General features: G+C 64.9%; 22 protein-coding genes. 11 read left to right on the forward strand and 11 right to left on the reverse strand.

All coding sequences use genetic code 11. The features are described 5' to 3' along the window. Nucleotides 1–85 precede the first annotated feature (85 nt). The 5 genes from typA to I6F33_RS22820 form a co-directional block, all read right to left on the reverse strand. Entirely contained in the window at nucleotides 86–1912 is a 1827-nt protein-coding gene (typA, locus tag I6F33_RS22800; protein WP_036002847.1) for a translational GTPase TypA, read from the reverse strand. 239 nt (nucleotides 1913–2151) lie between these two features. After that, nucleotides 2152–2439, reverse strand: a complete 288-nt coding sequence (locus I6F33_RS22805) for a hypothetical protein (protein WP_225144200.1) — start codon at nucleotides 2437–2439, stop codon at nucleotides 2152–2154. After that, a complete protein-coding gene (locus I6F33_RS22810; protein WP_225144201.1) occupies nucleotides 2436–3881 on the reverse strand; it encodes a radical SAM protein in 1446 nt (481 codons plus the stop codon). The genes I6F33_RS22805 and I6F33_RS22810 overlap by 4 nt, the downstream gene beginning before the upstream one ends. Beyond that, on the reverse strand, nucleotides 3878–4594 hold the full coding sequence (locus I6F33_RS22815; protein ID WP_225144202.1) for a prolipoprotein diacylglyceryl transferase family protein: 717 nt from the start codon (nucleotides 4592–4594) through the stop codon (nucleotides 3878–3880). The genes I6F33_RS22810 and I6F33_RS22815 overlap by 4 nt, the downstream gene beginning before the upstream one ends. Before the next feature lie 75 nt (nucleotides 4595–4669). Then, complete coding sequence (locus I6F33_RS22820; RefSeq protein ID WP_036002835.1) at nucleotides 4670–5434, reverse strand: Crp/Fnr family transcriptional regulator; 765 nt, start codon at nucleotides 5432–5434, stop codon at nucleotides 4670–4672. Between the two features lie 178 nt (nucleotides 5435–5612). Here I6F33_RS22820 and I6F33_RS22825 point away from each other — a divergent pair, with 178 nt between their 5' ends. Beyond that, nucleotides 5613–5993 carry a response regulator gene (locus I6F33_RS22825; RefSeq protein WP_036024192.1) on the forward strand — a complete coding sequence of 127 codons (381 nt, stop codon included), beginning with the start codon at nucleotides 5613–5615 and terminating at the stop codon, nucleotides 5991–5993. Nucleotides 5994–5996: 3 nt separating this feature from the next. Here the strand turns inward: I6F33_RS22825 and I6F33_RS22830 are convergent, their stop codons facing one another. The 3 genes from I6F33_RS22830 to I6F33_RS22840 all read right to left on the reverse strand — a co-directional run bounded on the left by I6F33_RS22830 (nucleotide 5997) and on the right by I6F33_RS22840 (nucleotide 10004). After that, complete coding sequence (locus I6F33_RS22830) at nucleotides 5997–6722, reverse strand: hypothetical protein (protein ID WP_225144203.1); 726 nt, start codon at nucleotides 6720–6722, stop codon at nucleotides 5997–5999. Between the two features lie 108 nt (nucleotides 6723–6830). After that, nucleotides 6831–8372 (reverse strand): alkaline phosphatase, encoded by a 1542-nt coding sequence (locus I6F33_RS22835; protein WP_225144204.1) that lies wholly within the window; start codon nucleotides 8370–8372, stop codon nucleotides 6831–6833. Between the two features lie 186 nt (nucleotides 8373–8558). Further along, on the reverse strand, nucleotides 8559–10004 hold the full coding sequence (locus tag I6F33_RS22840; protein ID WP_225144205.1) for a TAXI family TRAP transporter solute-binding subunit: 1446 nt from the start codon (nucleotides 10002–10004) through the stop codon (nucleotides 8559–8561). A gap of 152 nt (nucleotides 10005–10156) precedes the next feature. On the opposite strand from I6F33_RS22840, the gene I6F33_RS22845 reads away from it, so the two are divergent. Both I6F33_RS22845 and I6F33_RS22850 read left to right on the forward strand, forming a co-directional pair. Further along, complete coding sequence (locus I6F33_RS22845; protein ID WP_036002826.1) at nucleotides 10157–10447, forward strand: 4a-hydroxytetrahydrobiopterin dehydratase; 291 nt, start codon at nucleotides 10157–10159, stop codon at nucleotides 10445–10447. 114 nt (nucleotides 10448–10561) lie between these two features. After that, the gene (locus tag I6F33_RS22850) at nucleotides 10562–10948 is read left to right on the forward strand and encodes a YkvA family protein (RefSeq protein ID WP_225144206.1); all 387 of its coding nucleotides are present in this window, start codon (nucleotides 10562–10564) and stop codon (nucleotides 10946–10948) included. Between the two features lie 173 nt (nucleotides 10949–11121). On the opposite strand, the gene I6F33_RS22855 is transcribed toward I6F33_RS22850, so the two are convergent. Further along, nucleotides 11122–12096, reverse strand: coding sequence for an NADPH:quinone oxidoreductase family protein (locus I6F33_RS22855; RefSeq protein ID WP_036002812.1), 975 nt, complete (start codon nucleotides 12094–12096; stop codon nucleotides 11122–11124). Between the two features lie 254 nt (nucleotides 12097–12350). On the opposite strand from I6F33_RS22855, the gene I6F33_RS22860 reads away from it, so the two are divergent. The 7 genes from I6F33_RS22860 (at nucleotide 12351) to I6F33_RS22890 (ending at nucleotide 20158) form a co-directional block, all read left to right on the forward strand. Beyond that, nucleotides 12351–13190, forward strand: a complete 840-nt coding sequence (locus I6F33_RS22860; protein WP_225127902.1) for an SDR family oxidoreductase — start codon at nucleotides 12351–12353, stop codon at nucleotides 13188–13190. A gap of 116 nt (nucleotides 13191–13306) precedes the next feature. Beyond that, nucleotides 13307–13975 (forward strand): invasion associated locus B family protein, encoded by a 669-nt coding sequence (locus I6F33_RS22865; RefSeq protein WP_036002810.1) that lies wholly within the window; start codon nucleotides 13307–13309, stop codon nucleotides 13973–13975. A 187-nt stretch (nucleotides 13976–14162) separates the two neighbouring features. After that, nucleotides 14163–15365: a 23S rRNA (adenine(2503)-C(2))-methyltransferase RlmN gene (gene rlmN / locus I6F33_RS22870; protein ID WP_225144207.1), complete on the forward strand. Its 1203-nt coding sequence runs from the start codon at nucleotides 14163–14165 to the stop codon at nucleotides 15363–15365. Between the two features lie 163 nt (nucleotides 15366–15528). Further along, nucleotides 15529–16023, forward strand: a complete 495-nt coding sequence (locus tag I6F33_RS22875; protein WP_225144208.1) for a hypothetical protein — start codon at nucleotides 15529–15531, stop codon at nucleotides 16021–16023. Between the two features lie 57 nt (nucleotides 16024–16080). Beyond that, nucleotides 16081–16857, forward strand: coding sequence for a phosphatase PAP2 family protein (locus I6F33_RS22880; RefSeq protein WP_036002803.1), 777 nt, complete (start codon nucleotides 16081–16083; stop codon nucleotides 16855–16857). A 91-nt stretch (nucleotides 16858–16948) separates the two neighbouring features. Continuing rightward, nucleotides 16949–18286 carry an argininosuccinate synthase gene (gene argG, locus I6F33_RS22885; RefSeq protein WP_036002800.1) on the forward strand — a complete coding sequence of 446 codons (1338 nt, stop codon included), beginning with the start codon at nucleotides 16949–16951 and terminating at the stop codon, nucleotides 18284–18286. Nucleotides 18287–18400: 114 nt separating this feature from the next. Continuing rightward, nucleotides 18401–20158, forward strand: coding sequence for an alkaline phosphatase (locus tag I6F33_RS22890; protein WP_225144209.1), 1758 nt, complete (start codon nucleotides 18401–18403; stop codon nucleotides 20156–20158). A gap of 92 nt (nucleotides 20159–20250) precedes the next feature. Here I6F33_RS22890 and I6F33_RS22895 read toward each other — a convergent pair whose 3' ends face one another. After that, entirely contained in the window at nucleotides 20251–20871 is a 621-nt protein-coding gene (locus tag I6F33_RS22895) for a TetR/AcrR family transcriptional regulator (RefSeq protein ID WP_036002793.1), read from the reverse strand. Nucleotides 20872–21102: 231 nt separating this feature from the next. Here I6F33_RS22895 and I6F33_RS22900 point away from each other — a divergent pair, with 231 nt between their 5' ends. Then, nucleotides 21103–22059, forward strand: coding sequence for a homocysteine S-methyltransferase family protein (locus tag I6F33_RS22900; RefSeq protein WP_057025850.1), 957 nt, complete (start codon nucleotides 21103–21105; stop codon nucleotides 22057–22059). A 50-nt stretch (nucleotides 22060–22109) separates the two neighbouring features. On the opposite strand, the gene I6F33_RS22905 is transcribed toward I6F33_RS22900, so the two are convergent. Then, on the reverse strand, nucleotides 22110–23411 hold a 1302-nt coding region (locus tag I6F33_RS22905), incomplete at its 5' end, for an OmpA family protein (protein ID WP_225144210.1).

Genomic DNA, 23411 nt, shown 5'->3' on the forward strand with positions numbered 1-23411 from the left:
AGTGGCGAATGGCGAATAGAGTATCGGAACTAGGGCCTGTGGCCAAACGGCCCTATTCGCTACTCGCCAATCCCCATTCGCCCGCTTACGCCACCGCTTCCTTGGCCTTTTCCGCGCGCTTGCGCTCGTTCGGGTCGAGGTGCTTCTTGCGCAGGCGGATCGACTTCGGGGTGACCTCGACGAGCTCGTCGTCCTCGATATAGGCGAGCGCCTTTTCCAGCGTCATGCGGATCGGCGGGGTCAGGCGCACCGCCTCGTCCTTCGAGGTGGTGCGGATGTTGGTGAGCTGCTTGCCCTTGAGCACGTTGATCTCGAGATCGTTGTCGCGGGTGTGCTCGCCGACGATCATGCCGCGATAGACCTTCCAGCCCGGCTCGATCATCATCGGGCCGCGGTCTTCCAGCTTGAACATGGCGTAAGCCACCGCTTCGCCCTGGTCGTTGGAGATCAAGACGCCGTTGCGGCGGCCCTGGATCTCGCCCTTGTACGGGGCATAGCCGTGAAACAGGCGGTTCATGATCGCGGTGCCGCGGGTGTCCGTGAGCAATTCGCCCTGGTAGCCGATCAGGCCGCGGGTCGGCGCGTAGAACACCAGGCGCTGGCGGTTGCCGCCGGACGGCTTCATCTCGATCAGCTCGGACTTGCGCTCGCTCATCTTCTGCACGACGACGCCGGAATGCTCCTCGTCGACGTCGATCACGACCTCCTCGATCGGCTCCATGGTGGCGCCGGTCGCTTCGTCCTTCTGGTAGACGACGCGCGGACGCGACACCGAGAGCTCGAAGCCCTCGCGGCGCATGGTCTCGATCAGGATCGCGAGCTGGAGTTCGCCGCGGCCCGACACTTCCATCGCGTCCTTGTCGGCGGATTCGACGACGCGCAGCGCGACGTTGCCCTCGGCTTCGCGCAGGAGACGGTCGCGGATCATGCGGCTCGTCACCTTGTCGCCTTCGGTGCCGGCGAGCGGGGAGTTGTTGACGATGAACGACATCGACACGGTCGGCGGATCGATCGGCTGCGCCGGCAGCGGCACCTCGACGGTCGGGTCGCAGAAGGTGTCGGCGACGGTGCCCTTGGTGAGGCCCGCGATCGCGACGATGTCGCCGGCTTCGGCTTCATCGAGCGGGGTGCGCTCGAGGCCGCGGAACGCCAGGATCTTGGTGATGCGGCCGGACTCGACCAGCTTGCCGTCGGCGTTCAGCACCTTGACCTGCTGGTTCGGCTTCAGCGTGCCGGAAGAGATGCGGCCGGTGATGATGCGGCCGAGATAGGGGTTGGCTTCGAGGATGGTGCCGATCATGCGGAACGGACCTTCCTCGACCTTCGGCGGAGCGACGTGGCGCAGGATCAGGTCGAACAGCGGCTCCATGCCCTTGTCCTGCGGACCTTCGGGGCTATCCGCCATCCAGCCCTGCTTGGCCGACCCGTAGAGGATCGGGAAATCGAGCTGCTCCTCGCTGGCATCGAGCGCCGCGAACAGGTCGAACACCTCGTTGATGACTTCGGTCGGGCGCGCGTCGGGGCGGTCGACCTTGTTGATGACGACGATCGGCTTGAGGCCGACCTTGAGCGCCTTGGAGACCACGAATTTGGTCTGCGGCAGCGGGCCTTCGGCGGCGTCGACCAGCACCAGGGCGCCGTCCACCATGTTGAGGATGCGCTCGACCTCACCGCCGAAATCGGCGTGGCCGGGGGTGTCGACGATGTTGACGCGGGTGTCCTTCCACTGCACCGAGGCCGCCTTGGCCAGGATGGTGATGCCGCGCTCGCGCTCCAGATCGTTGGAATCCATGGCGCGATCGGTCACCTTCTGGTTCTCGCGGAACGTGCCGGACTGCTGCAGGAGTTTGTCGACCAGGGTCGTCTTGCCGTGGTCGACGTGGGCGATGATGGCGACGTTACGAAGATTCATGAGTGAGCTTCTTTGCGGTCGAACAATGGGTTAAGCGCGATCTCGCCGGTCGGACCGGGACCTCTTCTCGAAACAACGCTGGAAGACTGGAAACGGGGCGCTTTCCGCCCAAAAAGGAAGCCCGGCCATATCAGACCGGGCGCCCTGCGCGTTGCGGCGCAATATATGCAAAAACGGCCAAAAAACAATGTGTTCTTTGGCCGTTGGTTGACTGAATTTTGTCCGGGAATCCCCGGGGCTTAGGGCTGGGTCGGGGGATGAGCGGGGACCCTGCGCCCCTTGATCGCCGCCCAGATCATCGCAACCCCGCCGATCCCCACGACCAGCCCCAGAAAGACGAATGGCGCGATGTCGCCAGCGATCTTGCCGTCCTCGAACATCGACACTCCGCCGAACAGGAGTGCGCAGAGACCTGGCAGCAGCATGAAGATCCCGGCGATCGCCATCAGCGCGGTGAGGCAACCGCTGCGAGCTGGGCCGGGCGTTGGTGCGGGTGGCGGTAGAACCGGCGGTGGCGTGTCGCTCATCGTGGTGCCTCCTCGGTTTGCCTCGCCTCGTGATAGGTCTGCCCCTCGAGCCCGGCGCGAATCCGGGAGATGGCGCCATTCCGATAGAACAGATTGTAGGTGTCGAACGGGATGATCGCCCCCTGCTCGGTCACGAAATGGATGCAGCTGCGCTTGACGTTGCCGACGCAGAAATTGAAGCGGTCGAGAAACTGCACGATGGTGACGCGGAAGACGTTTTCGTAGGTGAGCCCGTCCGGCACCTGAAAGCTCGGCAGGCAGCACAACAATTCGCAGACGCGCTCGGACGTGTTGAGGGGCCCTGAGGAGAGCGAGAACAGGTCGATGAACTTTTCCCGCAGCATCGGATACTTTTCCGGGCTGATCGTGTTTGGCATCACCGCAACCAGCTGCTCTTGCGGAATCAACGAGGTCAGCGGCAGCACCTTCTCGCCGTTGCGCAGGCCATAGCCGATCGAGATGCTCTCGGGGTTGCAGGGCAGCGGGATCATGTCCTTCTCGCCGAACACGCCGGTTTCGATCACGCGCTTGCGGATCTCCGACAGCATGATGCGGTCGGTATTCTTGTCGAAGCTCTCGTTGCGGCCGGCATCCTGGACCGGCTGCAATGTCACCCCGCGCACGCACGTCCAGGTCAGCGCGTGGCGCACGATGTCGCCGATCTCGGAATCGTTGACGCCGCGCTTGATGGTCGCGACCAGCGTGGTCGAGATGCCGTAATGCTCGAGATTTTCCAGCGCCTGCTGGCGGATTTTTCGCAAGTCCGCGCCGCGCAGATTGATCAGCGCGTCGCGCTGCAGCGAATCGAATTGGAGATAGACTTCCAGCCCGCGCTTGTTCTCGGCGAGCCGCGCCACGAAATCCTTTTCGCGGGCGATGCGCAGTCCGTTGGTGTTGATCATGACGTGGCGGATCGGCCGGGCGCGCACGGCGTCCAGGATCTCGAAGAAGTCAGGATGCAGCGTCGGCTCGCCACCGGAAATCTGCACGAGATCGGGCTCGCCCTCGCTCGCGACCAGCGCGTCGAGCATCTTCTCCACCGTCGCGAGCGGCGTGAATTTGGTTCGTGCCGGCGAGGACTCCGCGAAGCAGACCGGGCAGGTGAGGTTGCAATGCTCGGTGATCTCGATCAGCGCCAAGCAGGAATGCTGCTCGTGGTCGGGACAGAGGCCGCAATCATAGGGGCAGCCGAATTGGGTGCGTTCCTGGAATTGCAGCGGCCGGTCGCCCGGCTTGATGAAATCCTTGCACAGCCGCCAATAGGCGGCATCGGTCGACACCAACGTCGATTGCACGCCGTGCTCCCTGCAACGCTTTTCGTACCAGACCTCGTTGCCGAGAATCTGGATCTTGGTCGGAACCAGCTTCAGGCAGATCTCGCAAAGAGATTGGGTCTGGCCCCAGAAGATGTAGGGGCGCGACTTACGCAACGGCGCGTTCATGCAAGTGACTCGTTTTGTAAGCGTCTCGCTTGGGGTGCCGTCGCGAGCATGAATGCGGCGTAGAGCAGGACGGACAGCGACAGTAGGTGAAACAGGGTCAGGGGCCCGACCAGCGTGCCATAGGGCTTGAGGAATTCCCATAGGAAGCGCTGCATTCCGTAATAGGCGAGCACCAGGTAGAAACCATTGGTGATCGTGAACGCGTTCCGGTTCAAGACCGCCACCACATAGGCGAGCGCGAACAGGGCCATGGCCGCGCTCTCGTAGAGCTGCACGGGATGGCGGCGAACGCCGTCGCCGAAATCATGGCCGAAGGGCAGCGCCGTCGGCGTGCCATAGGTGAAATCGTCGAGCCCTGCGAAGTAACAGCCGATCCGGCCGATCGCGATGCCGAGCGCCAGCGGCAGCGCGAAGCGCGCGCCGGTTCGCACCGTGACGCCTGCGGACCATTTGTAGAGCTCGATCGCCACGATGCCGCCCGCCAGCCCGCCCTCGACCGAGCGCGCAATGCCGCTTTGCCCGGACAGCCACAGATTGGCGGAGCCGAATAGATAGGCGCCAAGGCCTGCGCCAAACACCAGCGCGGCGATATAGGGCAGCGCGAAGGATTGCGAGGGAAACTGCAAGCCCCGTCGCGACAGCCAATAGACGGCGGCCGCCGCCGCCAGCCAGGCCAGAATGTCGAAGAGAGTGTGAAGGAAAGCCCCGCTCATGCGGGGCCAGTATAGCACGACCGCGGTTAGAGCGGCGCGCGGCGCATTATAGCGCCACAAGAGAGAAGGAAGAAGCTACCCCGCCTCCCGCTCCTCGGTCGGATAGACCCCGCGCAGCACCTCCTCGAAATGCATCTTCACCGCATCGTTGCACAGGCAGGCGCGCAGCCTCAGGCCGTCGCGGTTGCGGACGAGGATCGAGCCGCGCCGCGTGTCGAGCACGCCTTCGGCCTTGAACGACTGAAGCACGCGGCTGGCATAGGAGCGGCCAACGCCGAGCAAAGTCGCGAGCTGTTCGTGGGTCAGCGGCACACTGGTCTCGTCGCCGGTCCGCTCCATCGCCGCCAGGATCCATTTGGCGGTGCGCTGCTCGATCGAATGGATCGCGTTGCAGGCGGTCGACTGGAAGATCTGGGCCAGCATGCAATCGGCATAGCGGGCAAAGACGTTGCGCAGCGACGCCGAGCGCAGCTTGGCCGCTTCCAGCTTGGCAACGTGAATGCGCGCAAACGGTCCGCCGAATTTGACGCAGATCCGGGTATAGGCCGGCAGAAACCCCTCGCTGACGATGCCGCCCACCGCGCCTTCGCGGCCGACCAGAATGGTTTCGACGTCGCGGCCATCCTCGTTGGGGACGAGGAAAGTCGCGAGCGACGGGCCGCAGGGGAAGTGGACCACTTGCACGTCATCGCCGGGATTGTAGAGCAAGTGCCCGGCTGCAGAGTCCTCGACGGTCACGTGCGGCGCCACGAGGCCGTAGTCGACCTGACTCAAACGCCGCAGCAGATTGTTGGCCGGCCGGCTCTCGACCTCGGTGATCTTGCCGATACGCGCATCCATTCTGAACTCCCACCCTTCCTCCCACCTTAGCGAGTTCCATCCGTTTCCTGTGTGCACAAGTGGACAGACCAGAGAACGATGATGTGGTGAGTTTCGTTCCGGGAACCCCCCGATGCGCTGCGCGCAGGCATCGTGTCGCGGCACTCCTGATCCAAAAACCCCAAACCAAGATGCGATCATGGTACCTGCACACTCCAATGGCACAGGCTGGCCGGCCGATGTTCTGATCGTCGAGGACGATCCGATCATCGCGATCGATTTCGAGGATCGCCTGCTCGGATTTGGTGTGGCCGCCGTGCGGACCGCGGGTTCGGTGACGCAGGCGTTGAACGCCATCGCCAAACGGACACCCGATTTCGCGCTGCTCGATGTCGAGCTGATCCGCGAGACGAGCTTTGCGATCGCCGAGCGGCTGATCGCGCTAAAGGTTCCGTTCGTGTTCGTCACCGGCTACGGCGCCGAGGTGCGCATCCCGCCCGGATTGGCGGGCCGGCCCCGGCTGCAGAAGCCGTGCTCGAGCGAGGCGCTGGAGGCGGCGCTGCAGGCACGGGACACCTGATCGCTACTTGCCGGAGCGAATGCAGAGCTCGGCGAGGTCGGTCTCGACGCCCTTGAAGAAGGTGTGCGGAAGCGGCGGCGGCGATGAGGCTTTCTTGATCGCCGCACTCTGCGCAATCGCCTCTTGATCGGACAATTGCAGGAAACGTTTCAGCGCCTTCGAGCGACTCTTCCTGGCGAATGTCTCCAACCGCTCTTCCGTTGCATCGGTCGGATTGAGACGGAGCAGAGCTTCGTTGCCTGTCTGCAATGGATAGACCCCTCCAAGTTTCACGCGGGCGATCACGTTATAGCGGTCGAAATGCTCGAAGATCAAATCCAGGATCTTCGCCTGACGTATCGGCTCTTCCATCGCGAGATAGCGCTTCACATCCGGATTGCTCTTCAGGCTTTCCAATTCGGCTGCGCCGGCAAATGGATTGTCGGAGGTCTGCCGGTCGATGAACGCCGATGCGCCATCCAGCATATGCGTGCCCCATCTGATGACGATATCGCGGCCGCGCGGTTCGAGCTGGTCGGCAGCCAACCCCTTGTCCGTCAGACATGCCGGGTCGGCGCTTGCGCGCAGTGACTTGCCGAGCTCGGCGGTCAGCGCCTTGCCGTAAGGCGAAGCGAGGGCCTCGCGCACCAGCGTCGCTTTGTCCTGAGCCTTCTCTTGGGTCTGCGCGCATGTGGGGGATGCTGCGCTCAGCAGCACCGCAATAACGATCGTTGGGCGGCTGAACGGCACGGCATCAACTCGAAAACGGCTCGGATGGCATCACGCCCTCGAAAATGCGCGGGCGCTCGCAATTGTCGTCCGGGCCGGCCGGATGGTTCATCCGGCTTCGAATGGCCGTCACGCAAGCTTCGGATCGAGCGTGGTCGACCACAGCGCGACGTCGGCGCGATCGCGCAGGGTCACCGTCATCCGGCCGGACGCGCCGTCGATCTTGACGTGACCAAAGAACTGCATGCCCGCGGACGGCGGCAGGTTCTGGCTGTCCTTGCCCGGCGCCTTGACGAAGCGCACCTCGGGACCAAAGGTATTGTCGAGCGCGTTCGGGCCGAACGTGCCCGCGTGCAGCGGGCCCGAGACGAACTCCCAGAACGGCTCGAACTCCTGGAATTGCGCCTTGTTCGGATCGTAATAATGCGCGGCGGCGTAGTGCACGTCCGCGGTCAGCCACACCGTGTTGCTAATCGGCGCCACCTTGATGAAGCGCAGGATGTCGGCGATCTCGAACTCACGGCCACGCACCGGGCCGTCGCCCTGTGCAACGGCTTCCGAGCCGCCCTTCGGCGTGTCGGAGACGATCAGGCCGATCGGCATGTCCGATGCGATCACCTTCCATGTCGCGCGTGAATTCAGCAGGCCGCGCTTGAGCCAGGTGATCTGGTCCGGGCCGAGGAAATAGCTGGCGGGGCCATAGGCGGTTTCGAGATTGGCACCGTTCGGTGCGCGATAGCTGCGCTCGTCGAGCACGAATACGTCGAGATGCGGGCCGTAGGAGATCTGGCGATAGACGCGGCCGGGTTCAGTGATGCTCTCCCGCATCGGGTACATCTCGTGGAAGGCCCGGCCCGCGCGGGCTGCGAGCAGTGAGATGTCGCGCACCTTGTAGGCGGCCGGCAAGTCTTTCGACAGCGACCAGTTGTTGGTGACCTCGTGGTCGTCCCACTGCACGAAGACCGGCACCTCGGCATTGAAGGCGCGGAGATTGTCGTCGGTGAGATTGTATTTGTACGCGGCGCGAAACTCGTCCAGCGTCTCGGCGACCTTGGCCTTCTCCGGGATGGTCAGATTCTTCCAGATCTTGCCGTCGGCGAGCTTCACCTCGGGTTGGATCGGACCGTCGGCATAGATCGTGTCGCCCGAGTGCAGGAAGAAATCCGGCCGGTGCTTGCGCATGGTCGAGAAGGTGACCATGCCGCCGTCGTCGGAATTGATGCCCCAGCCCTGCCCTGCGACGTCGCCGCCCCAGACGAAGCTGACGTCGCGGCGGTCGGCCGGCGCGGTGCGGAAGCGGCCGGTCACCGCCTCGCCCTCGATCGCGCTGTGGGAGAGATCGCGGAAGCGGACGCGGTAGAAGATGTCCTGGCCGGCGGGTAGATTTTCGACCAGCATCTTGGCGGTGAAGTCGCTCTCGGGCAGCGCCGCAATCGGCGGCAATGCCCGGGCGTCCCTAAAGGACTCGCTCGTGGCGACCTCGACCAGCATCTGCGCGGGCCGGTCGGTTCGCGCCCACACCACGCCGCCGTCGACGGTGATGTCGCCCGCTTGCACGCCGTGGGTGACTGCCGGCCGGTCGGCCGCGCGCGAAAGATACGGCATCGCCAGCGTGCCGAGCGCACCGGCGCTGCTGGCGAGGAAGCGGCGGCGGGAGAATGTGATGGTCATGAGGCTCCGACCCCGGGGCTTGCGGGGGAGTCCGTCATTCCGGGGCGCGCGTAGCGCGAACCCGGAATCCATGTCTCCCCGCGAATGCTGCGCAATGGATTCCGGGTTCGATGCTTCGCATCGCCCCGGAATGACGTTGGGAGCTATATTGAGACAATGTGACGCAGCAATAACGCGCGCGGGCGCTCACGCGTTGCCGGCGGCCCGGAACTGCGCGCCGGCACGTTGCAGGTTCGGCGGCAGGCTGAACAGCACAGCCTTGCGGTCGGCGACGGCGGCGTGGAATTGGTCGAGTGCGATGTTGAAGGCGGTGAGCGCGGCTTCCTCGATCGCGCCGTGATCGAAGCAGCGCAGCGTGTCGCGCAGGATCTCGTCGGCCTCGGTCTGCATCTGGTCCAGCTCTTCGGTCGTCTCGCACTTGCGTGCCGCGGCGATCATGTCGAGCAGGCGTTCGCGCTGGTGATTGTTGTTGTCGCGCTCGTCCTTCTTCAGATAACCGGCGAACCAGGCGCCGACCGAGCCCATGGCCGAGAGCGCCATCAGGCTCCACCAGATGTAATCGCTGTACTTGTCGAGGAAGGTCTTCTCCTCGCCGTCGACGAAAGCGGCCGCACCCGGATGCACCGGGATTACCGCATCCTTGTCGGTGTCAGGCGTCTCGATCTTCGCCGCCAGCGGGAATTCCGTCACCAGTTGCTGGCGCACGGCGAAGAGCTGGCGCGTGAACGCTGCGATGTCGGCCTCGGACACGCCTTTGCGCGCTACGATGTGGTGCGCGAAGCTGATGGTCTTGACCTCGTCCTCGGGCCGGTCGGGCGAGCCGCCGTAGGTGCCGGCGGGGATCTCGCCCGCTTCATAGACTGGATGATTTTGCGCGATCGCATCGGCGGAATCGATGGCGAGGAAGGTTGGCGTGCCGCCCTCCCTGACCGATGCCGAGATCGCGTCCGCCGTGATCTTGCTGTTGACCGGGCCTGCCGCGAGGTAGACGTCGGCCTTCTGCGCCTTGATCGCCTCGGCAACTTCATTGACGGGAAATTGTACGATCTCGACCTTGGCCGGGTCGACGCCGTATTGGTGCAGGATCACCTTGAGCAGATTGACGTTGGCCTGGGTGCGGCCGACGACGCCGATGCGGTGGCCGGCGAGTTGCGCGACCTTGGTGATCTTCGCGCCCTTCCTCTTGCCCTTGGCGGGCACGGACCACAGCACCACGACGTTCTTGCGCAGGGTCGCGACCGCCTGTGCGTTCTTCGGCACGTCGAGATCGCCACGCACGATGGCGAGATCGACCTTGCCTTCGGCGAGCGCATTGGCGCTGGCGGTTGCGCCGTCGGTCTGGATCGGGCGCAGCCGCACATAGCTCTTGTGCTGCGCGAAGCCTTGCGTCAGCGCCTGCACGACCTTGACGTCGTCGCTGTTGGCGGGGCCGACCGCGATTCTGAGCGTCACGGGACGCATCGCGAAGTAATAGCCGCCTGCGACCACGCCAACGATCGCAAGCAGGAACGCCAGAGACACGAGCGCCGTCTTCCGCGCCGCGGATCGCGGCGAAGGCGGAGGGGGCGTTTCGGCCAGGTCCAATCCCCCGGTCATCGGTCTCCCAAACAGGCGCTTCAGGCTCGGTTTCATCTTGGCCGGCGATTTACGCCCGCAATTGTAGCAAATTTCTTGTCCGGCGGGGTTACATCTCCGTCATGGTTAGCGGATGCAGGAAATCCCGTATGAACCGGGGCGCCGGGGCGGTGTTAGAGTAAAGTTCCCCCTAGAGGACGGAGACGACCATGGCAGAACGGCTCTCGGCGGAGGCGCGCAGGCAGGCGCTGGGCGGACTATCCGGCTGGACTGACGTCCAAGGCCGCGACGCCATCGGGAAAACCTTTGTCTTCAAGGATTTCAACGAGGCGTTCGGCTTCATGACCCGCGCCGCGCTGGTCGCCGAGAAGATGGATCACCACCCCGAATGGCGCAACGTCTACAAGACGGTGGAGGTGGTGCTGTCGACCCATGACGCCGGCGGCGTCACCGCGCGCGACATGGCGCTCGCCAAGGCGATGAACGCCATCGCAGGCTGACACCAAGCAGACGTCTTGAAGCAGACGTCTTGCAGGGACCGGCTGCATCCCCATCTTGTGATCAGCCGGGATCGGGCGGTCCTCCGCCTCCCGCAGAACGGGGAGCATTTGAGCATGGCTGCCGAGCACAGCGTTGGCTTCGAGCCGGCCGATCGGCTCGCGGAAGATCGCGAGAGCGTGCGCCGCCGCTTCTGGCGCAAGCTGAAGCGGGTCGCTGCGCATCTGCCGTTCGCGGAGGATCTACTTGCAGCCTATTACTGCGCGTTCGACCGGCAGACGCCGCGTCACGTCCAGGCTTCGCTGCTCGGTGCAATCGCCTATTTCGTCCTGCCGTTCGATTTCGTCGCGGACGTGATGCCCATGCTCGGCTTCGCCGATGACGCCGCCGTGCTCGCCACCGCCATCCGCATGGTTGCCGGCCACATCACGTACGAGCATCGCGAGGCCGCCCGCGCCGCGCTGAAGCGTGGGGTGGAGGAGGCGGACGTCGAGGCAGCGTAACAGTTTCGCCACGCCTTCCGCTGTCATTCCCCGCGAAGGCGGGGAATCCAGTACGCCGCGGCCTCCCGGTTCAATCGCTGACGTCACGGAGTACTGGATCGCCCGCCTTCGCGGGCGATGACAGTGAGTGTGTGGTGTGCAGGTCGCGACAAACGCGTTTCCGTCTCGCATCCTCACGGATGCAAGATCACCTTGCCCATGGCCTGACGTCCCGCCAACACCTTCAACGCATCGGCCGTCTGCGCCAGCGGGAAGGTGCGGTCGACATGCGATGAGATCTTGCCTTCCGCGGTCCACTTCACCAGCTTCTCCAGATTGGCGCGGTTCTTGGCCGGGTTGAGCCGGGTCCAGGCGCCCCAGAACACGCCGCGGATGTCGCAGCCCTTCAGGAGCGCGAGGTTCAGCGGCATCTTGGGAATGTCGCCGGCGGCAAAGCCGATGACGAGGAAGCGGCCTTCCCATGCGATCGAGCGCAGCGCCTGTTCGGCGTAAGCACCACCAACGGGATCGAAGATGATGTCGACGCCCTTGCCGCCGGTGAGCTTGCGCAGGCCTTCCTTCAGATCTTCCTTGGCGTAGTTCAGCGTCAGCTCGGCGCCGTGCGCCTTGGCGAATTCGAGCTTCTCGTCCGACGAGGCGCAGGCGATCACCTTCAAGCCCATCAGCTTGCCGAGCTCGCAGGCCGCAAGGCCGGTGCCGCCGGCCGCGCCCAGCACAGCGAGCGTCTCGCCCGGCTTGGGGCTGGCGCGATCTTCCAGCGCATGCAGCGCGGTGCCGTAGATGATGATGATGCCGGCCGCGCGGTCGTAGTCGAGATTGTCGGGGATCTTCACGATCGATGCCGCCGGCAGCGCGATCTTCTCGCGTGCGCCGTTGTGGCCGCAGGAGGCGACCACGCGATCGCCGACCTTGAGATCAGTGACACCAGCGCCGATGCTCTCGATCACGCCCGCAACTTCCGCGGCCGGCGAGAACGGGAACGGCGGCTTGATCTGGTACTTGCCCTGGATCATCAGGATGTCGAAGAAATTCAGCGCCGCCGCCTTGATCGCGATCACGGCTTCGCCGGGCCCCGCCACCGGATCGGGCACCTCAGTCAGGACGAGGTCGTCGGGCTGGCAATATTGCGAGCAGAGGATGGCTTTCATGGCGGCACCTTGGGGGCGTTTCGGGTGGAATTATAGTTTGGCCGTTTCTGCCGGATTTAGGCAGTGGCGACAATCCGGATTCTTTGTCTGGGGTCAGCGACGGCCTATCCTCCGTCGTTGCGAGCGCAGCGAAGCAATCCAGAGTCCGTCCTGCGGAATAGTCTGAATTGCTTCGCGAAGCCCGTCATCGGGCCGCGCTTCGCGCGGACCCGGTGGCTCGCAATGACGAAATCCGCGGAGAAAGGATTCAAACGATGTTTGAAACAAGCCTGCTGAAGAACAAGCGCATCCTCATTACCGGGGGTGGTTCGGGTCTGGGCGCTGCGATGGGGCGTCGCTTCCTCGCGCTCGGCGCTGAGCTCGTGATCTGCGGCCGCAAGCTCGAGCGGCTCGAGGCGACGGCGCGCGAGATGCGCGACGAGATCGGCGGCACGGTCATCACCATCGCCTGCGATATCCGCGACGGTGCGGCGGTCGACGGCATGATGGATGCGATCTGGCGCGAGGCGCCGCTCGACATCCTCGTCAACAATGCCGCTGCCACCTTCATCGCACAGAGCGAGCATCTCTCCTTCCGCGCCGCGGACGCGATCCTGGCGCCGACACTGCATGGCGCGATGTATTGCACGCTCGCCGCCGGCAGGCGCTGGATCGAGGCTAACCATCGCGGCGTCGTGCTGTCGATCCTCTCGACCTCCACCATTACCGGCCGCGCCTTCACCGTTCCCTCGGCGATGGCGAAATCCGCACTGCTGGCGATGACCAGGAGTCTTGCGGTGGAATGGGGCCCGAAGGGCATCCGGACCGTGGCGATCGCGCCGGGCCCGTTTCCGACCGCAGGGGCCACCGGGCAGCTCCGTCCCGAAGGCCGCGACGAAGGCTGGACCTCGCGCAATCCGCTCGGCCGCACCGGCGAGCACGGCGAGCTCGCCGATCTCGCCAGCTTCCTGGTCTCGGATCACGCCGCCTACATCAATGGCGAGATGGTGGTCATCGACGGTGGCGCGCATCTGCGCAGTTCCGGCGCCGAGGATTTGCTCGGCTGGACCGAGGCGCAATGGGCCGCGCAACGCGCCGCCCGATCCAGGGCCTAGCCGCCGAAGATACCGCTAACTGCCTTCCCAAATTGAACTTTCCCGGCTATCCCTGCCCGGGGACAAAGCGCGCTCGGGCCATCTTCCAGTCACAATATTGAGGGAACCAACGCGGCATGTGGCGGGTGCTGATTTTAGCTTTGATGACTGGCGTGGCGGCCGGGGGAATCGCCGTGTCTGCGCGGGCGCAGACGGCGCAACCGACGCCCAAGTCCAGTCCAGCTCCAAAAGAGGCGGCACCGAAGCCGGCGGCGCCGCCGGCCAACACCAACGCAAAGGCGGCCCCGAAGCCCGAGAGCAAGCCGGCGGCCCCGGCTGCGGCCGTTGCGGGGGGCGCGGAGCCGACCCTGATCGGGCAGTTCGGCACCTGGGGTGCCTATTCGGCGACGCCGAACGGCAAGAAGGTCTGTTTCGCGCTGGCCAAGCCGTCATCGTCGAAAACCAACCCGCCGAACCGGCCGCGCGACCCCGCCTATGCCTTCGTCTCGACCCGGCCGGCCGAGAAGGTCAACAACGAAGTCTCGGTCATGATCGGCTATGCGCTGAAGCCGGGCTCGGAATCGACCGCCGAGGTCGGCGGCGCCTCCTTCGCCATGTACACGCAGGGGGACGGGCTCTGGATCAAGAACGCGGCCGAGGAGGAGCGGATGGTCGAAGCCATGCGCAAATCCGCCGATCTCGTCGTCAAAGGCGTCTCGGCCAAGGGGACCGAGACGACCGACACCTTCTCGCTGAAGGGCCTCGCCCAGGCGCTCGACAAGATCGCGCAGGATTGCCGGCGTTAAGACTGCGGGCGATAAGGTCGCAATCGGCGGTTCCGGTTGTTATATAGGGGCCGTTCCAGATTTCTTCGTCATTCCGGGGCGCGCACAGCACGAACCCGGAATCTCCGAGGTTCCGGGTCTGGTCCTCAGGGTCGCTTCGCGATCCCTTCGGACCATCCCGGAACGACCAAGCCATTAGGTCCATTCAATGCAACCGACGACCGAGCCGCACAACGGCCTCCTGGTGGAGAAGACCCCGCTCGAAACCTATGTGCCGCCGGCCAAGCCGTCGCTGATCGGCCTGTCGCGCACCGAGCTGGCCGATCGGCTCGGCGAGATCGGCGTCGCACCGGCGCAGCGCAAGATGCGGGTGCAGCAGCTGTGGCACTGGCTCTATTTCCGCGGCGCCCAGAGTTTTGACGAGATGAGCTCGATCTCGAAGGGCATCCGCGCCGAGCTCGCGCAGCATTTCACCGTGGACCGGCCGGAAGTCGTGGCCGAGCAGATCTCCAACGACGGCACTTGCAAATGGCTGTTGCGCCTGCCGAGCGGCGACAATGTTCAGAAGGCGCATGAAGTCGAATGCGTCTACATCCCCGAGACCGACCGCGGCACGCTCTGCGTTTCCTCGCAGGTCGGCTGCACGCTCAATTGCGCCTTCTGCCACACCGGCACCCAGCGCCTGGTGCGCAACCTCACCGCCGGCGAGATCGTCGGCCAGGTGATGGTCGCGCGCGACCGTCTCAACGACTGGGCCGATCGCGAGGACGGCACGCGCCGCGTCACCAACATCGTGATGATGGGCATGGGCGAGCCGCTCTACAATTTCGACGCGGTGCGCGATGCGCTTCTGATCGTCGGCGACAACGAAGGCATCGGCATCTCCCGCCGCCGCATCACGCTGTCGACCTCGGGCGTGGTGCCGAACATCGTGCGGGCCGGCGAGGAGATCGGCGTCATGCTCGCGATCTCGCTGCACGCGGTGCGCGACGAGCTGCGCAACGAGCTGGTGCCGCTCAACCGCAAATATCCGATCAAGGAGCTGCTGCAGGCCTGCCGCGACTATCCCGGCGCATCGAACGCGCGCCGCATCACCTTCGAATATGTGATGCTCAAGGGCGTCAACGATTCGCTCGACGATGCAAAACTGCTGGTAAAGATGCTCAAGGGCATTCCGGCCAAGATCAACCTGATCCCGTTCAATCCCTGGCCCGGCACCGCCTATGAATGCTCCGACTGGGACCAGATCGAAAAGTTCTCCGAATATATCTTCAACGCCGGCTATTCCTCGCCGGTGCGCACCCCGCGCGGCCGCGACATCCTCGCCGCCTGCGGCCAGCTCAAGTCGGAGACGGAAAAGCTCTCGGCGCGCGAGCGCCAGGCGCTGCGCGCCATGGCGATGACGGATTAGGTCGGGATGCCCACGCTCCCGCCTCCTCGTCATTGCGAGCGCAGCGAAGCAATCCAGAATATCTCCGCGGCCTCAGTCTGGATTGCTTCGTCGCATCAGCGCAAAATTGCTGCGCAAGTTTGTCGCGAGCTCCTTGCAATGACGGCGAGGTGATTTTGACGTCATGTCCCTGATCGGCCGCCTCGTCGTCATCTTCATCGGCTTCCTCGCCGCCTGCCTTGTCGGCGGCATGATCGTCGTCGTCGCGCTGCTGTTTCCGGAATTCGCCGATCTCGGCGCCGGTCCGGTCGACCAGGGCACGATCGACATCCTGCTCGGCTTCGGCTTCATCTTCGTGTCCGGCTTTGCGGTGGTGCCGGCGGCGGTGATCGTCGCGATCACCGAAGCGCTCTATATCCGCAGTGCGATCGCCTATGCCCTCGGCGGCGGCCTTGTCGGGCTCGCCTGCTATCTCGGCCTCGTCCCGTTCCATTCCGACACGTTGCAGTTTGAGGGCATCGTCCGGCGTCACCTGGAGATCATGACGGGCGCGGGCATTGTTGCCGGCTTCGTCTACTGGCTGATCGCCGGCCGTAACGCCGGCGCCTGGCGCATCCCGCCGCCCCCGCGGAAACCACCGCCGCCATTGCCGGCGAATTCAAGGCCGGGCCCGCGGTGAGTTTCCTACCCTCCCCTGGGGTTTCCATCCCCGCCCCACTCCGCTAAACCGCGCGCCATGAACAGGACTGGACTCTTCATCGCCCTGGCGCTGTGGCTCGTGATCGGCGTCGTCTTCGGCCTCTATCCCGAGCTCGACCTCAAGCTCGCTTCGCTGTTCTTCGACGCGGAGACCAAGACGTTTCCGCTCAAGCTGAACGGGTGGGCCGGCTTTGCGCGCGATGCGGCGATGTGGATCGCCTGGGCCTTCGCCCTTCCCTCGATCGTCGCGCTCGTGGTCAAGATGATCCGGCCCGACCGGCCGCTGATGGTGCCGGGGCGTACGGTCATCTTCCTGCTGGTGACGATGACCATGTCGGCCGGTATTTTGACCAACCTGACGTTCAAGAATTATTGGGGCCGTCCGCGTCCGGTGGTGGTGACCGAGTTTGCCGGCGATCAGCAATTCGTGCCGTGGTGGGATCCGCGCGGCACTTGCGGGCGCAATTGCTCGTTCTTCTCCGGCGAAGGCGCGACGGCGTTCTGGACGCTGGCGCCGGCCGCGCTGGCGCCGCCGGCGTGGCGGCCGCTCGCCTATGCCGCCGCCGTGGTGTTCGGCGCCTTGACCAGCGCCCTGCGCATGGCCTTCGGCGGGCACTTTTTCACCGACGTTTCGATCGCGGGCCTCGTCACCTTCGTCGTGATCTGGTTCGCCTACGCGCTGATCTATCGCTGGCCGCGCACGCGGTTCTCGGACGAAGCGGTGGATGCCGCCCTGACCCGGCTGAACATGCCCGCTTACCGGCTCCGCCAGCGCCTGTTCGGCCGCAAGACCGGCCCCGAGCCCTCGGTTTGAGCCATTAAAGGGGTGCCGAGCCCCGCGAAATTTGATATTCGCGCGGTCGAACGCACCCATCACATCAGCTTGAGACCCGATTGGAAGCCCCATGACCACGATCCTGAAAAGCCTGCCCAAGGGTGAGAAAGTCGGCATCGCTTTTTCGGGCGGCCTCGACACCTCTGCGGCGCTGCTCTGGATGAAGCAGAAGGGGGCGCGCTGCTACGCCTACACCGCCAATCTCGGTCAGCCGGATGAAGCCGACTACAACGAGATCCCGCGCAAGGCGATGGAGTTCGGCGCCGAGAACGCGCGGCTCGTCGATTGCCGCACGCAGCTGGTTCACGAGGGCATCGCCGCGATCCAGTCCGGCGCCTTCCATATCTCGACCGGCGGCATCACCTATTTCAACACCACGCCGCTCGGCCGCGCCGTCACCGGCACGATGCTGGTCGCAGCGATGAAGGAAGACGGTGTCAACATCTGGGGCGACGGCTCGACCTTCAAGGGCAACGACATCGAGCGCTTCTACCGCTACGGCCTGCTCACCAATCCCGGCCTGAAGATCTACAAGCCCTGGCTCGACCAGCAGTTCATCGACGAGCTCGGCGGCCGCGCCGAGATGTCGGCATTCATGACCGCGCAAGGCTTCGCCTACAAGATGAGCGCGGAGAAGGCGTATTCGACCGACAGCAATCTGCTCGGCGCCACCCATGAGGCAAAGGATCTCGAGAGTCTCGACAGCGGCATCAAGATCGTCACCCCGATCATGGGCGTGCCGTTCTGGCGCGACGACTGCGCCGTCAAGGCCGAGAAGGTCGTGGTTCGTTTCGAGGAAGGGCAGCCGACCGCGCTGAACGGCCAGACCTTCTCCGATCCGGTCTCGCTGTTCCTCGAGGCCAACGCGATCGGCGGCCGCCATGGCCTCGGCATGAGCGACCAGATCGAGAACCGCATCATCGAGGCCAAGAGCCGGGGCATCTATGAGGCGCCCGGCATGGCGCTGCTGCACATCGCCTATGAGCGCCTCGTCACCGGCATCCACAACGAGGACACGATCGAACAGTACCGGATCAGCGGCATGCGCTTGGGACGCCTGCTCTATCAGGGCCGCTGGTTCGATTCGCAGGCGTTGATGCTGCGCGAGACCGCACAGCGCTGGGTCGCCCGCGCCGTCACCGGCGAAGTCACGCTCGAGCTGCGCCGCGGCAACGATTATTCGATCCTCAACACCGAGAGCCCCAACCTTACCTATGCGCCGGAGCGGCTGAGCATGGAGAAGGTGGAGGACGCCGCCTTCACGCCGGCCGACCGCATCGGCCAGCTCACCATGCGCAACCTCGACATCGCCGACACCCGCACCAAGCTCGGTCTCTATTCGAAGACCGGCCTGTTGTCGGGCAGCGAAGGCTCGCAGATCTTCCGGCTCGAGAGCGATAAGGGCTGAGGCTTTCCGGAGCCCGGATTGCGCTTCGCTCCATCCGCGCTCCGAGCTTAATGACGCTGTCATTCTCGACCGCTACGCTTCCACTGTTGGAAACGGGATTGCGGAGCATCGCACATGGTCAGGGGATCGGCACTCGCCTCTCTCATTGTTCTCTGTTGGGCATCATCATCGTCGGCGCAGACGATCTATCCGATCGATCGCGCCGAGATCCTGGCCGGAGCCAAGTTCGACTTCAAGGTCGAGCTCCCGGGGCTGATCGATCCCGCCAAGTTGAAGGTGACGGTGAACGGCGCGGATTACGCGGCCGCGTTCGGCCGCTCCGGAACCTTCGTCGAGCGCGAGGACGGCAAGGAGCAGTCGGCCCTGGTCCTGCGCGACGTCACGCTGACCAAGCCGGGCAGCGTAAACGTGGATGTGAGCGACGGCACGCGCCAGCGCAGCGTCACATGGACGGTTTACGACACCGGCCCGCGCAAGGCGAAGAACGTCATCCTGTTCATCGGCGACGGCATGTCGCCGGCGCATCGGGTCGCCGCGCGAATCCTGTCCAAGGGCATTTCGGAAGGCAAGAGCCGCGGCAAGCTCGCCATCGACGACATGCCCCATATGGCGCTGGTGGCAACCGCCGGCTCGGACTCGATCATCACGGACTCCGCGAACTCGGCGAGCGCCTATGCGACCGGGCACAAGAGCGCCGTCAATGCCCTCGGCGTCTACGCTGACCGCAGCGCAAGCCCGCTCGACGATCCCAAGGTCGAAACCATCACCAGCCTTGCCAAAAGGCGGCTCGGTATGGCGATCGGTGTCGTCACCAATACCGAGATCGAAGACGCGACGCCGGCGGCGATGGTCGCGCACACCCGCCGGCGCGCCGCCTATGACGACATCGTCGAGCAGTTCTTCGCGGCAAAGCCGGATGTGATGCTGGGCGGCGGCAGCGCATATTTTCTGCCGAAGTCGGCTGCCGGCTCCAAGCGCAAGGACGAGACCGACTACATCGCGAAGTTTCGCGATGCCGGCTATCAGCTGGCGACCACCGCGGGCGAGCTCAGCGCCTCTGCCGCCAAGCAGGAGACGAGCAAGCTGCTCGGCCTGTTCGCCACCGGCAACATGGACGGCGCGCTCGACCGCAAATTCCTCAAGGGCGGCGGCGTCAAGAAATTCCCCGAGCAGCCTGATCTGACCGAACAGGTGCAGGCAGCGTTGAAAATCCTCTCGAAGAACGAAGCCGGCTTCTTCCTGATGGTCGAATCCGGAATGATCGACAAATACGCACATTTGCTCGACATGGAGCGTGCCGTCTACGACACGATCATGCTCGACAACGCGGTGCGTCAGACGCGCGAATGGGCGCGCGCCCGCGGCGACGACACCCTCATCCTGGTGCTGGCCGATCACAATCATCCCAACAGCCTGGTCGGCACGGTGAACGACGACATGGCCACCGTGCCCAACGTTCCCTTACGCGAGCGCGTCGGGGTTTACGACAAGGCCGGATTTCCGAACTATCCGGCCCCAGACGCGGAAGGCTACCCGTCACGCATCGACGTGAGCCGCCGGCTTGCCATCTTCTCGGCGAGCCTGCCCGATCATTACGAGACGTTCCGTCCGAAGCTCGACAATCCCAACGAGCCGACCGTCAAGGCCGGCGACGACGGCACCTTCAAGGCCAACGACAAATACAAGGAGGTCCCGGGCGCGGTGCTGCGCCCCGGCAATCTGTCGTCGCTGGTCGGCGCCAGCGTGCATTCGGGCGAGGACGTCATTGTCACGGCGGCGGGCCCGGGGAGCGAGCGCGTGCACGGCTCGATGGACAATACCGAAGTGTTCCGTGTCATGGCCGATGCGCTGGGATTGGCTGCGCGAGAATGATGGGGGCGACTGCCAACCTGGGCCCAATCACATTCCTGCCGCAGGCGAGCGCGGCAGGCCGGGCCGCCCTGGTCCGCTCACGTTCCATCAATTCACGACGAGTGAGGCGGCGTGAAGACCAGCTTCACGCAGCTGCGGAAGAGCAGGATCTGTCGCTCCAGCCGCTTCGGGTCGTTGAGCGTCTTCGACATGATGATTGCGCCGTCGACCACGCACGAGATCATCTCCGCGAGATCGTCGAGATCGATCGGCTCGCGGGGCGGATAGATGGCGGCGATGCCGTCGAGAATCTCGCGGAAGTGCGCATTCCAGCTCCGGACCGATTGCGCGGTTAGATCGCGAACATCGCGGTCGAACAGGCGCTCCTGATAGCAGATGCTTGCGATCAGGCAGCCGGGATGGCCGTTCGGCAGATCGGCCATGACTTCGGCGAGTAGTTTCAGCGAGATCAGGAATGACTGTAGCGGGTCGTCGGAGAGTTCACGTCCGCGCCTGAAGATCTCGTCGAACAGGCGGTCATTCGTATCCACGTAGCGACGCAGCATCTCCCGTGCGAGCGCGTTCTTGTCCCTGAAGTGATAGAAGAAGCCGCTCTTGGTCAGTCCGGCCTCGGCAATGACCTCCTCGATCGAGGTGGCGCCGAAGCCCTTTGCGAGCACCGCCGCTTCCGCGATCTCGAGAATGCGCTCGCGCGTCGCTTCGCCCTTTCCCATCGATGTCTCCAGAACTGTACCGACGGTGCGGAAATTGGCCCTTAGGGGCCAAGGCCCACTCCGCGTGACTCGTGCAAATCATTGATTTGTCTCCGCTTGCGGGTGGAAGTTCAGCCGCACCACGGGGCTTCTAGAGCGACGCGACATTATGCGGCACCAAATGCCGCGACCGAACACGGGCCTAGCGCGACCGAGTGAAGAGAGCGGCCCGTCCAAATGATGGAGCGATCAATGGCCAGATACAGACATGGTCTGCCGCAGCGCGGCGGCGGCATTTTCCTGACCGATGGCGGCATGGAAACAACCCTCATCTTTCAGCACGGGCTGGAGCTGCCCCACTTTGCGGCATTCGTGCTGCTCGACAGCGCGGATGGCCGCGCGCATTTGAGGCAGTACTACGAAGCCTACCTGCGTATCGCGCGGCAGCATGGGCTCGGCTTTGTCCTCGACAGTCCGACCTGGCGCGCCAACCCTGATTGGGGCGCCAAGCTCGGCTATGATGCGGCCAGGCTCGCGGCCATCAACATGCGCGCCATCCGCTTCCTCGACGAATTGCGCGGCGCCTGGGAGTCCCCCGCCACGCCTTGCGTCATCAATGGCGCGATCGGTCCGCGAGGCGACGGCTACAAGGCCGGCAACATGGACGCGGCGGAGGCGGAAACCTACCACTCAGGCCAGATCGCGGCCTTCGCCGAGGCGGGCGCCGACATGGCGACTGCATTCACGCTGAACAGCATCAACGAAGCCGTGGGCGTAGTCCGAGCGGCCAAGAGGCAGGACATTCCGGTCGCGATCTCTTTCACGGTCGAAACCGATGGTCGCCTCGTCCGGGGAGAGTCGCTGCGCGAGGCGATCGAGGCGGTCGACGACGCAACTGAACGTGCCTGCGAATACTTCCTGATCAATTGCGCGCACCCAACTCACTTCGAGAGTGCACTCGCCGCAGGCGAGGCGTGGGTTCAGCGCATCCACGGCATCAGAGCCAATGCATCGGTCAAGAGCCACGCCGAGCTCGACGAATCGGAGGCGCTGGACAGTGGTGATCCCCAAGATCTCGGCCGCCGCTACCATTTGCTCAGGCGCGCATTCCCCGGCATGCGCATTCTCGGCGGCTGTTGCGGCACTGATCACCGGCATGTTGCCGCCGTTTGCGAGGCATGCCTGCCGTCGGAAGCAATGACGGCGTGACAAGAAAAATGGCCGGGATCGCTCCCGGCCATTGTCTTCTTGCGAAGGTCTTACTGGCGCGGCGGAGGCGCCGCGTTGGCCTGGTCGCCGTTGAGCAACGGCGTGATGCGACGGACGGTGACGCGCCGGTTGATCAGGCTCGCGCCTTGCGTCTGCTCCTTCAGATACTGCTCGCCATAGCCCTGCGACGTCAGGTTCTCCGCGGGCACACTGAATTGCTGCGTCAGCAATTCGGCTGCGGCCTGCGCGCGGCGATCCGACAGCGACAGATTGTCGACCTCGTTGCCGACCGCATCGGTGTGGCCCTCGATCAGGAACACCTCCTGCGGGTTGGCCTGGAGCGCCTGGTTGATGCCGTCGGCGATCACTTGGAGCCGCGCCGCCTGATCCGGCGGAATGGTCCACGATCCGGTCTCGAAGTTGATCGTGTTGACGTCGATGCTCGGCATCTGCATGCGAACATTCGGGCTGTAGCGGATCTCGTCGAGCGAGTAGCGCCGGTCGATCCGCTGCACCGGCGGAGCCCGCATCGTTTCGTAGATCACCTGCGGCGGCGCCTCCTGGGCGTCGACGATGTAGCGATCGTAGGGAATGTTGACCACCGGCGGCGGCACGTCGACGTAGAAGCCGCCGACCGCCCGCGGATCGCGGTAGGTGTTGTCGATGATCACGATCTCGCGTCCGCGCGGGTCCCGGCGGATACGACGCAGCAGCGAGCCGTCCGGCCCGACCACGGTGATCACCTCGCTGCCGTCGGGACGGATCACGACGGTGCGGGTTTCGCCGCCGACGGTGTCGGTGCGGATGTCGCGGGCGCCATAGCGGAAGCGATAGAGATCGTTGCCGCGGACGTAAGCCTGCCCGCCCGGATCGCGGATGATGATGCGGTCCGGCTCGGTGTAGACGGTGCGGCCGCCTTCGACGACCTCGCGCCGCTGGTTATGGATATCGGCGATGGTGGCGCCGATCACGGCGCCGGCCACCACGCCCGCGCCGATCGCGAGCGGCGTCAGGTCACGCTGCTGCGGACGCGGCGGCGGCGGCAGGGGCGCGGCGACTGTCGGCGCGGCGCGGAAAGCCGGCGCGACCGTCGGCGGTCTGTATTGTGCCCGGTCGGGCGGCGGCGCTGCGGCCGGCGTGCCGGGCACCACGGTCGGAGCCGCGGCGCCGGCCGGAGGTGCCGGCGGCCGGGCGGGCGCACCAGCCTGCGGCGGCGCAGCCGGAGTCCCGGCGGCGGGCGCGCCGGCAGGAGTCGTTCCACCCTGCTGCCCCGGGGCTGGCGTCGCTGTCGGGGCCGGGGTTGCGCCGGGCGCGGGCGTTGCCGACCCCGGACGTCCGGGGTCGGCAACGCC

It is taken from the genome of Bradyrhizobium sp. BRP20, from assembly GCF_020194215.1.
GTDB lineage: Bacteria > Pseudomonadota > Alphaproteobacteria > Rhizobiales > Xanthobacteraceae > Bradyrhizobium > Bradyrhizobium yuanmingense.

Bases quoted from the DNA above. Each gene is read 5' to 3' on its own strand.
- typA (WP_036002847.1), bottom strand. From the start codon at position 1,912: ATGAATCTTCGTAACGTCGCCATCATCGCCCACGTCGACCACGGCAAG.
- I6F33_RS22805 (WP_225144200.1), bottom strand. From the start codon at position 2,439: ATGAGCGACACGCCACCGCCGGTTCTACCGCCACCCGCACCAACGCCC.
- I6F33_RS22810 (WP_225144201.1), bottom strand. From the start codon at position 3,881: ATGAACGCGCCGTTGCGTAAGTCGCGCCCCTACATCTTCTGGGGCCAG.
- I6F33_RS22815 (WP_225144202.1), bottom strand. From the start codon at position 4,594: ATGAGCGGGGCTTTCCTTCACACTCTCTTCGACATTCTGGCCTGGCTG.
- I6F33_RS22820 (WP_036002835.1), bottom strand. From the start codon at position 5,434: ATGGATGCGCGTATCGGCAAGATCACCGAGGTCGAGAGCCGGCCGGCC.
- I6F33_RS22825 (WP_036024192.1), top strand. From the start codon at position 5,613: ATGGTACCTGCACACTCCAATGGCACAGGCTGGCCGGCCGATGTTCTG.
- I6F33_RS22835 (WP_225144204.1), bottom strand. From the start codon at position 8,372: ATGACCATCACATTCTCCCGCCGCCGCTTCCTCGCCAGCAGCGCCGGT.
- I6F33_RS22840 (WP_225144205.1), bottom strand. From the start codon at position 10,004: ATGAAACCGAGCCTGAAGCGCCTGTTTGGGAGACCGATGACCGGGGGA.
- I6F33_RS22845 (WP_036002826.1), top strand. From the start codon at position 10,157: ATGGCAGAACGGCTCTCGGCGGAGGCGCGCAGGCAGGCGCTGGGCGGA.
- I6F33_RS22850 (WP_225144206.1), top strand. From the start codon at position 10,562: ATGGCTGCCGAGCACAGCGTTGGCTTCGAGCCGGCCGATCGGCTCGCG.
- I6F33_RS22855 (WP_036002812.1), bottom strand. From the start codon at position 12,096: ATGAAAGCCATCCTCTGCTCGCAATATTGCCAGCCCGACGACCTCGTC.
- I6F33_RS22860 (WP_225127902.1), top strand. From the start codon at position 12,351: ATGTTTGAAACAAGCCTGCTGAAGAACAAGCGCATCCTCATTACCGGG.
- I6F33_RS22865 (WP_036002810.1), top strand. From the start codon at position 13,307: ATGTGGCGGGTGCTGATTTTAGCTTTGATGACTGGCGTGGCGGCCGGG.
- rlmN (WP_225144207.1), top strand. From the start codon at position 14,163: ATGCAACCGACGACCGAGCCGCACAACGGCCTCCTGGTGGAGAAGACC.
- I6F33_RS22875 (WP_225144208.1), top strand. From the start codon at position 15,529: ATGTCCCTGATCGGCCGCCTCGTCGTCATCTTCATCGGCTTCCTCGCC.
- I6F33_RS22880 (WP_036002803.1), top strand. From the start codon at position 16,081: ATGAACAGGACTGGACTCTTCATCGCCCTGGCGCTGTGGCTCGTGATC.
- argG (WP_036002800.1), top strand. From the start codon at position 16,949: ATGACCACGATCCTGAAAAGCCTGCCCAAGGGTGAGAAAGTCGGCATC.
- I6F33_RS22890 (WP_225144209.1), top strand. From the start codon at position 18,401: ATGGTCAGGGGATCGGCACTCGCCTCTCTCATTGTTCTCTGTTGGGCA.
- I6F33_RS22895 (WP_036002793.1), bottom strand. From the start codon at position 20,871: ATGGGAAAGGGCGAAGCGACGCGCGAGCGCATTCTCGAGATCGCGGAA.
- I6F33_RS22900 (WP_057025850.1), top strand. From the start codon at position 21,103: ATGGCCAGATACAGACATGGTCTGCCGCAGCGCGGCGGCGGCATTTTC.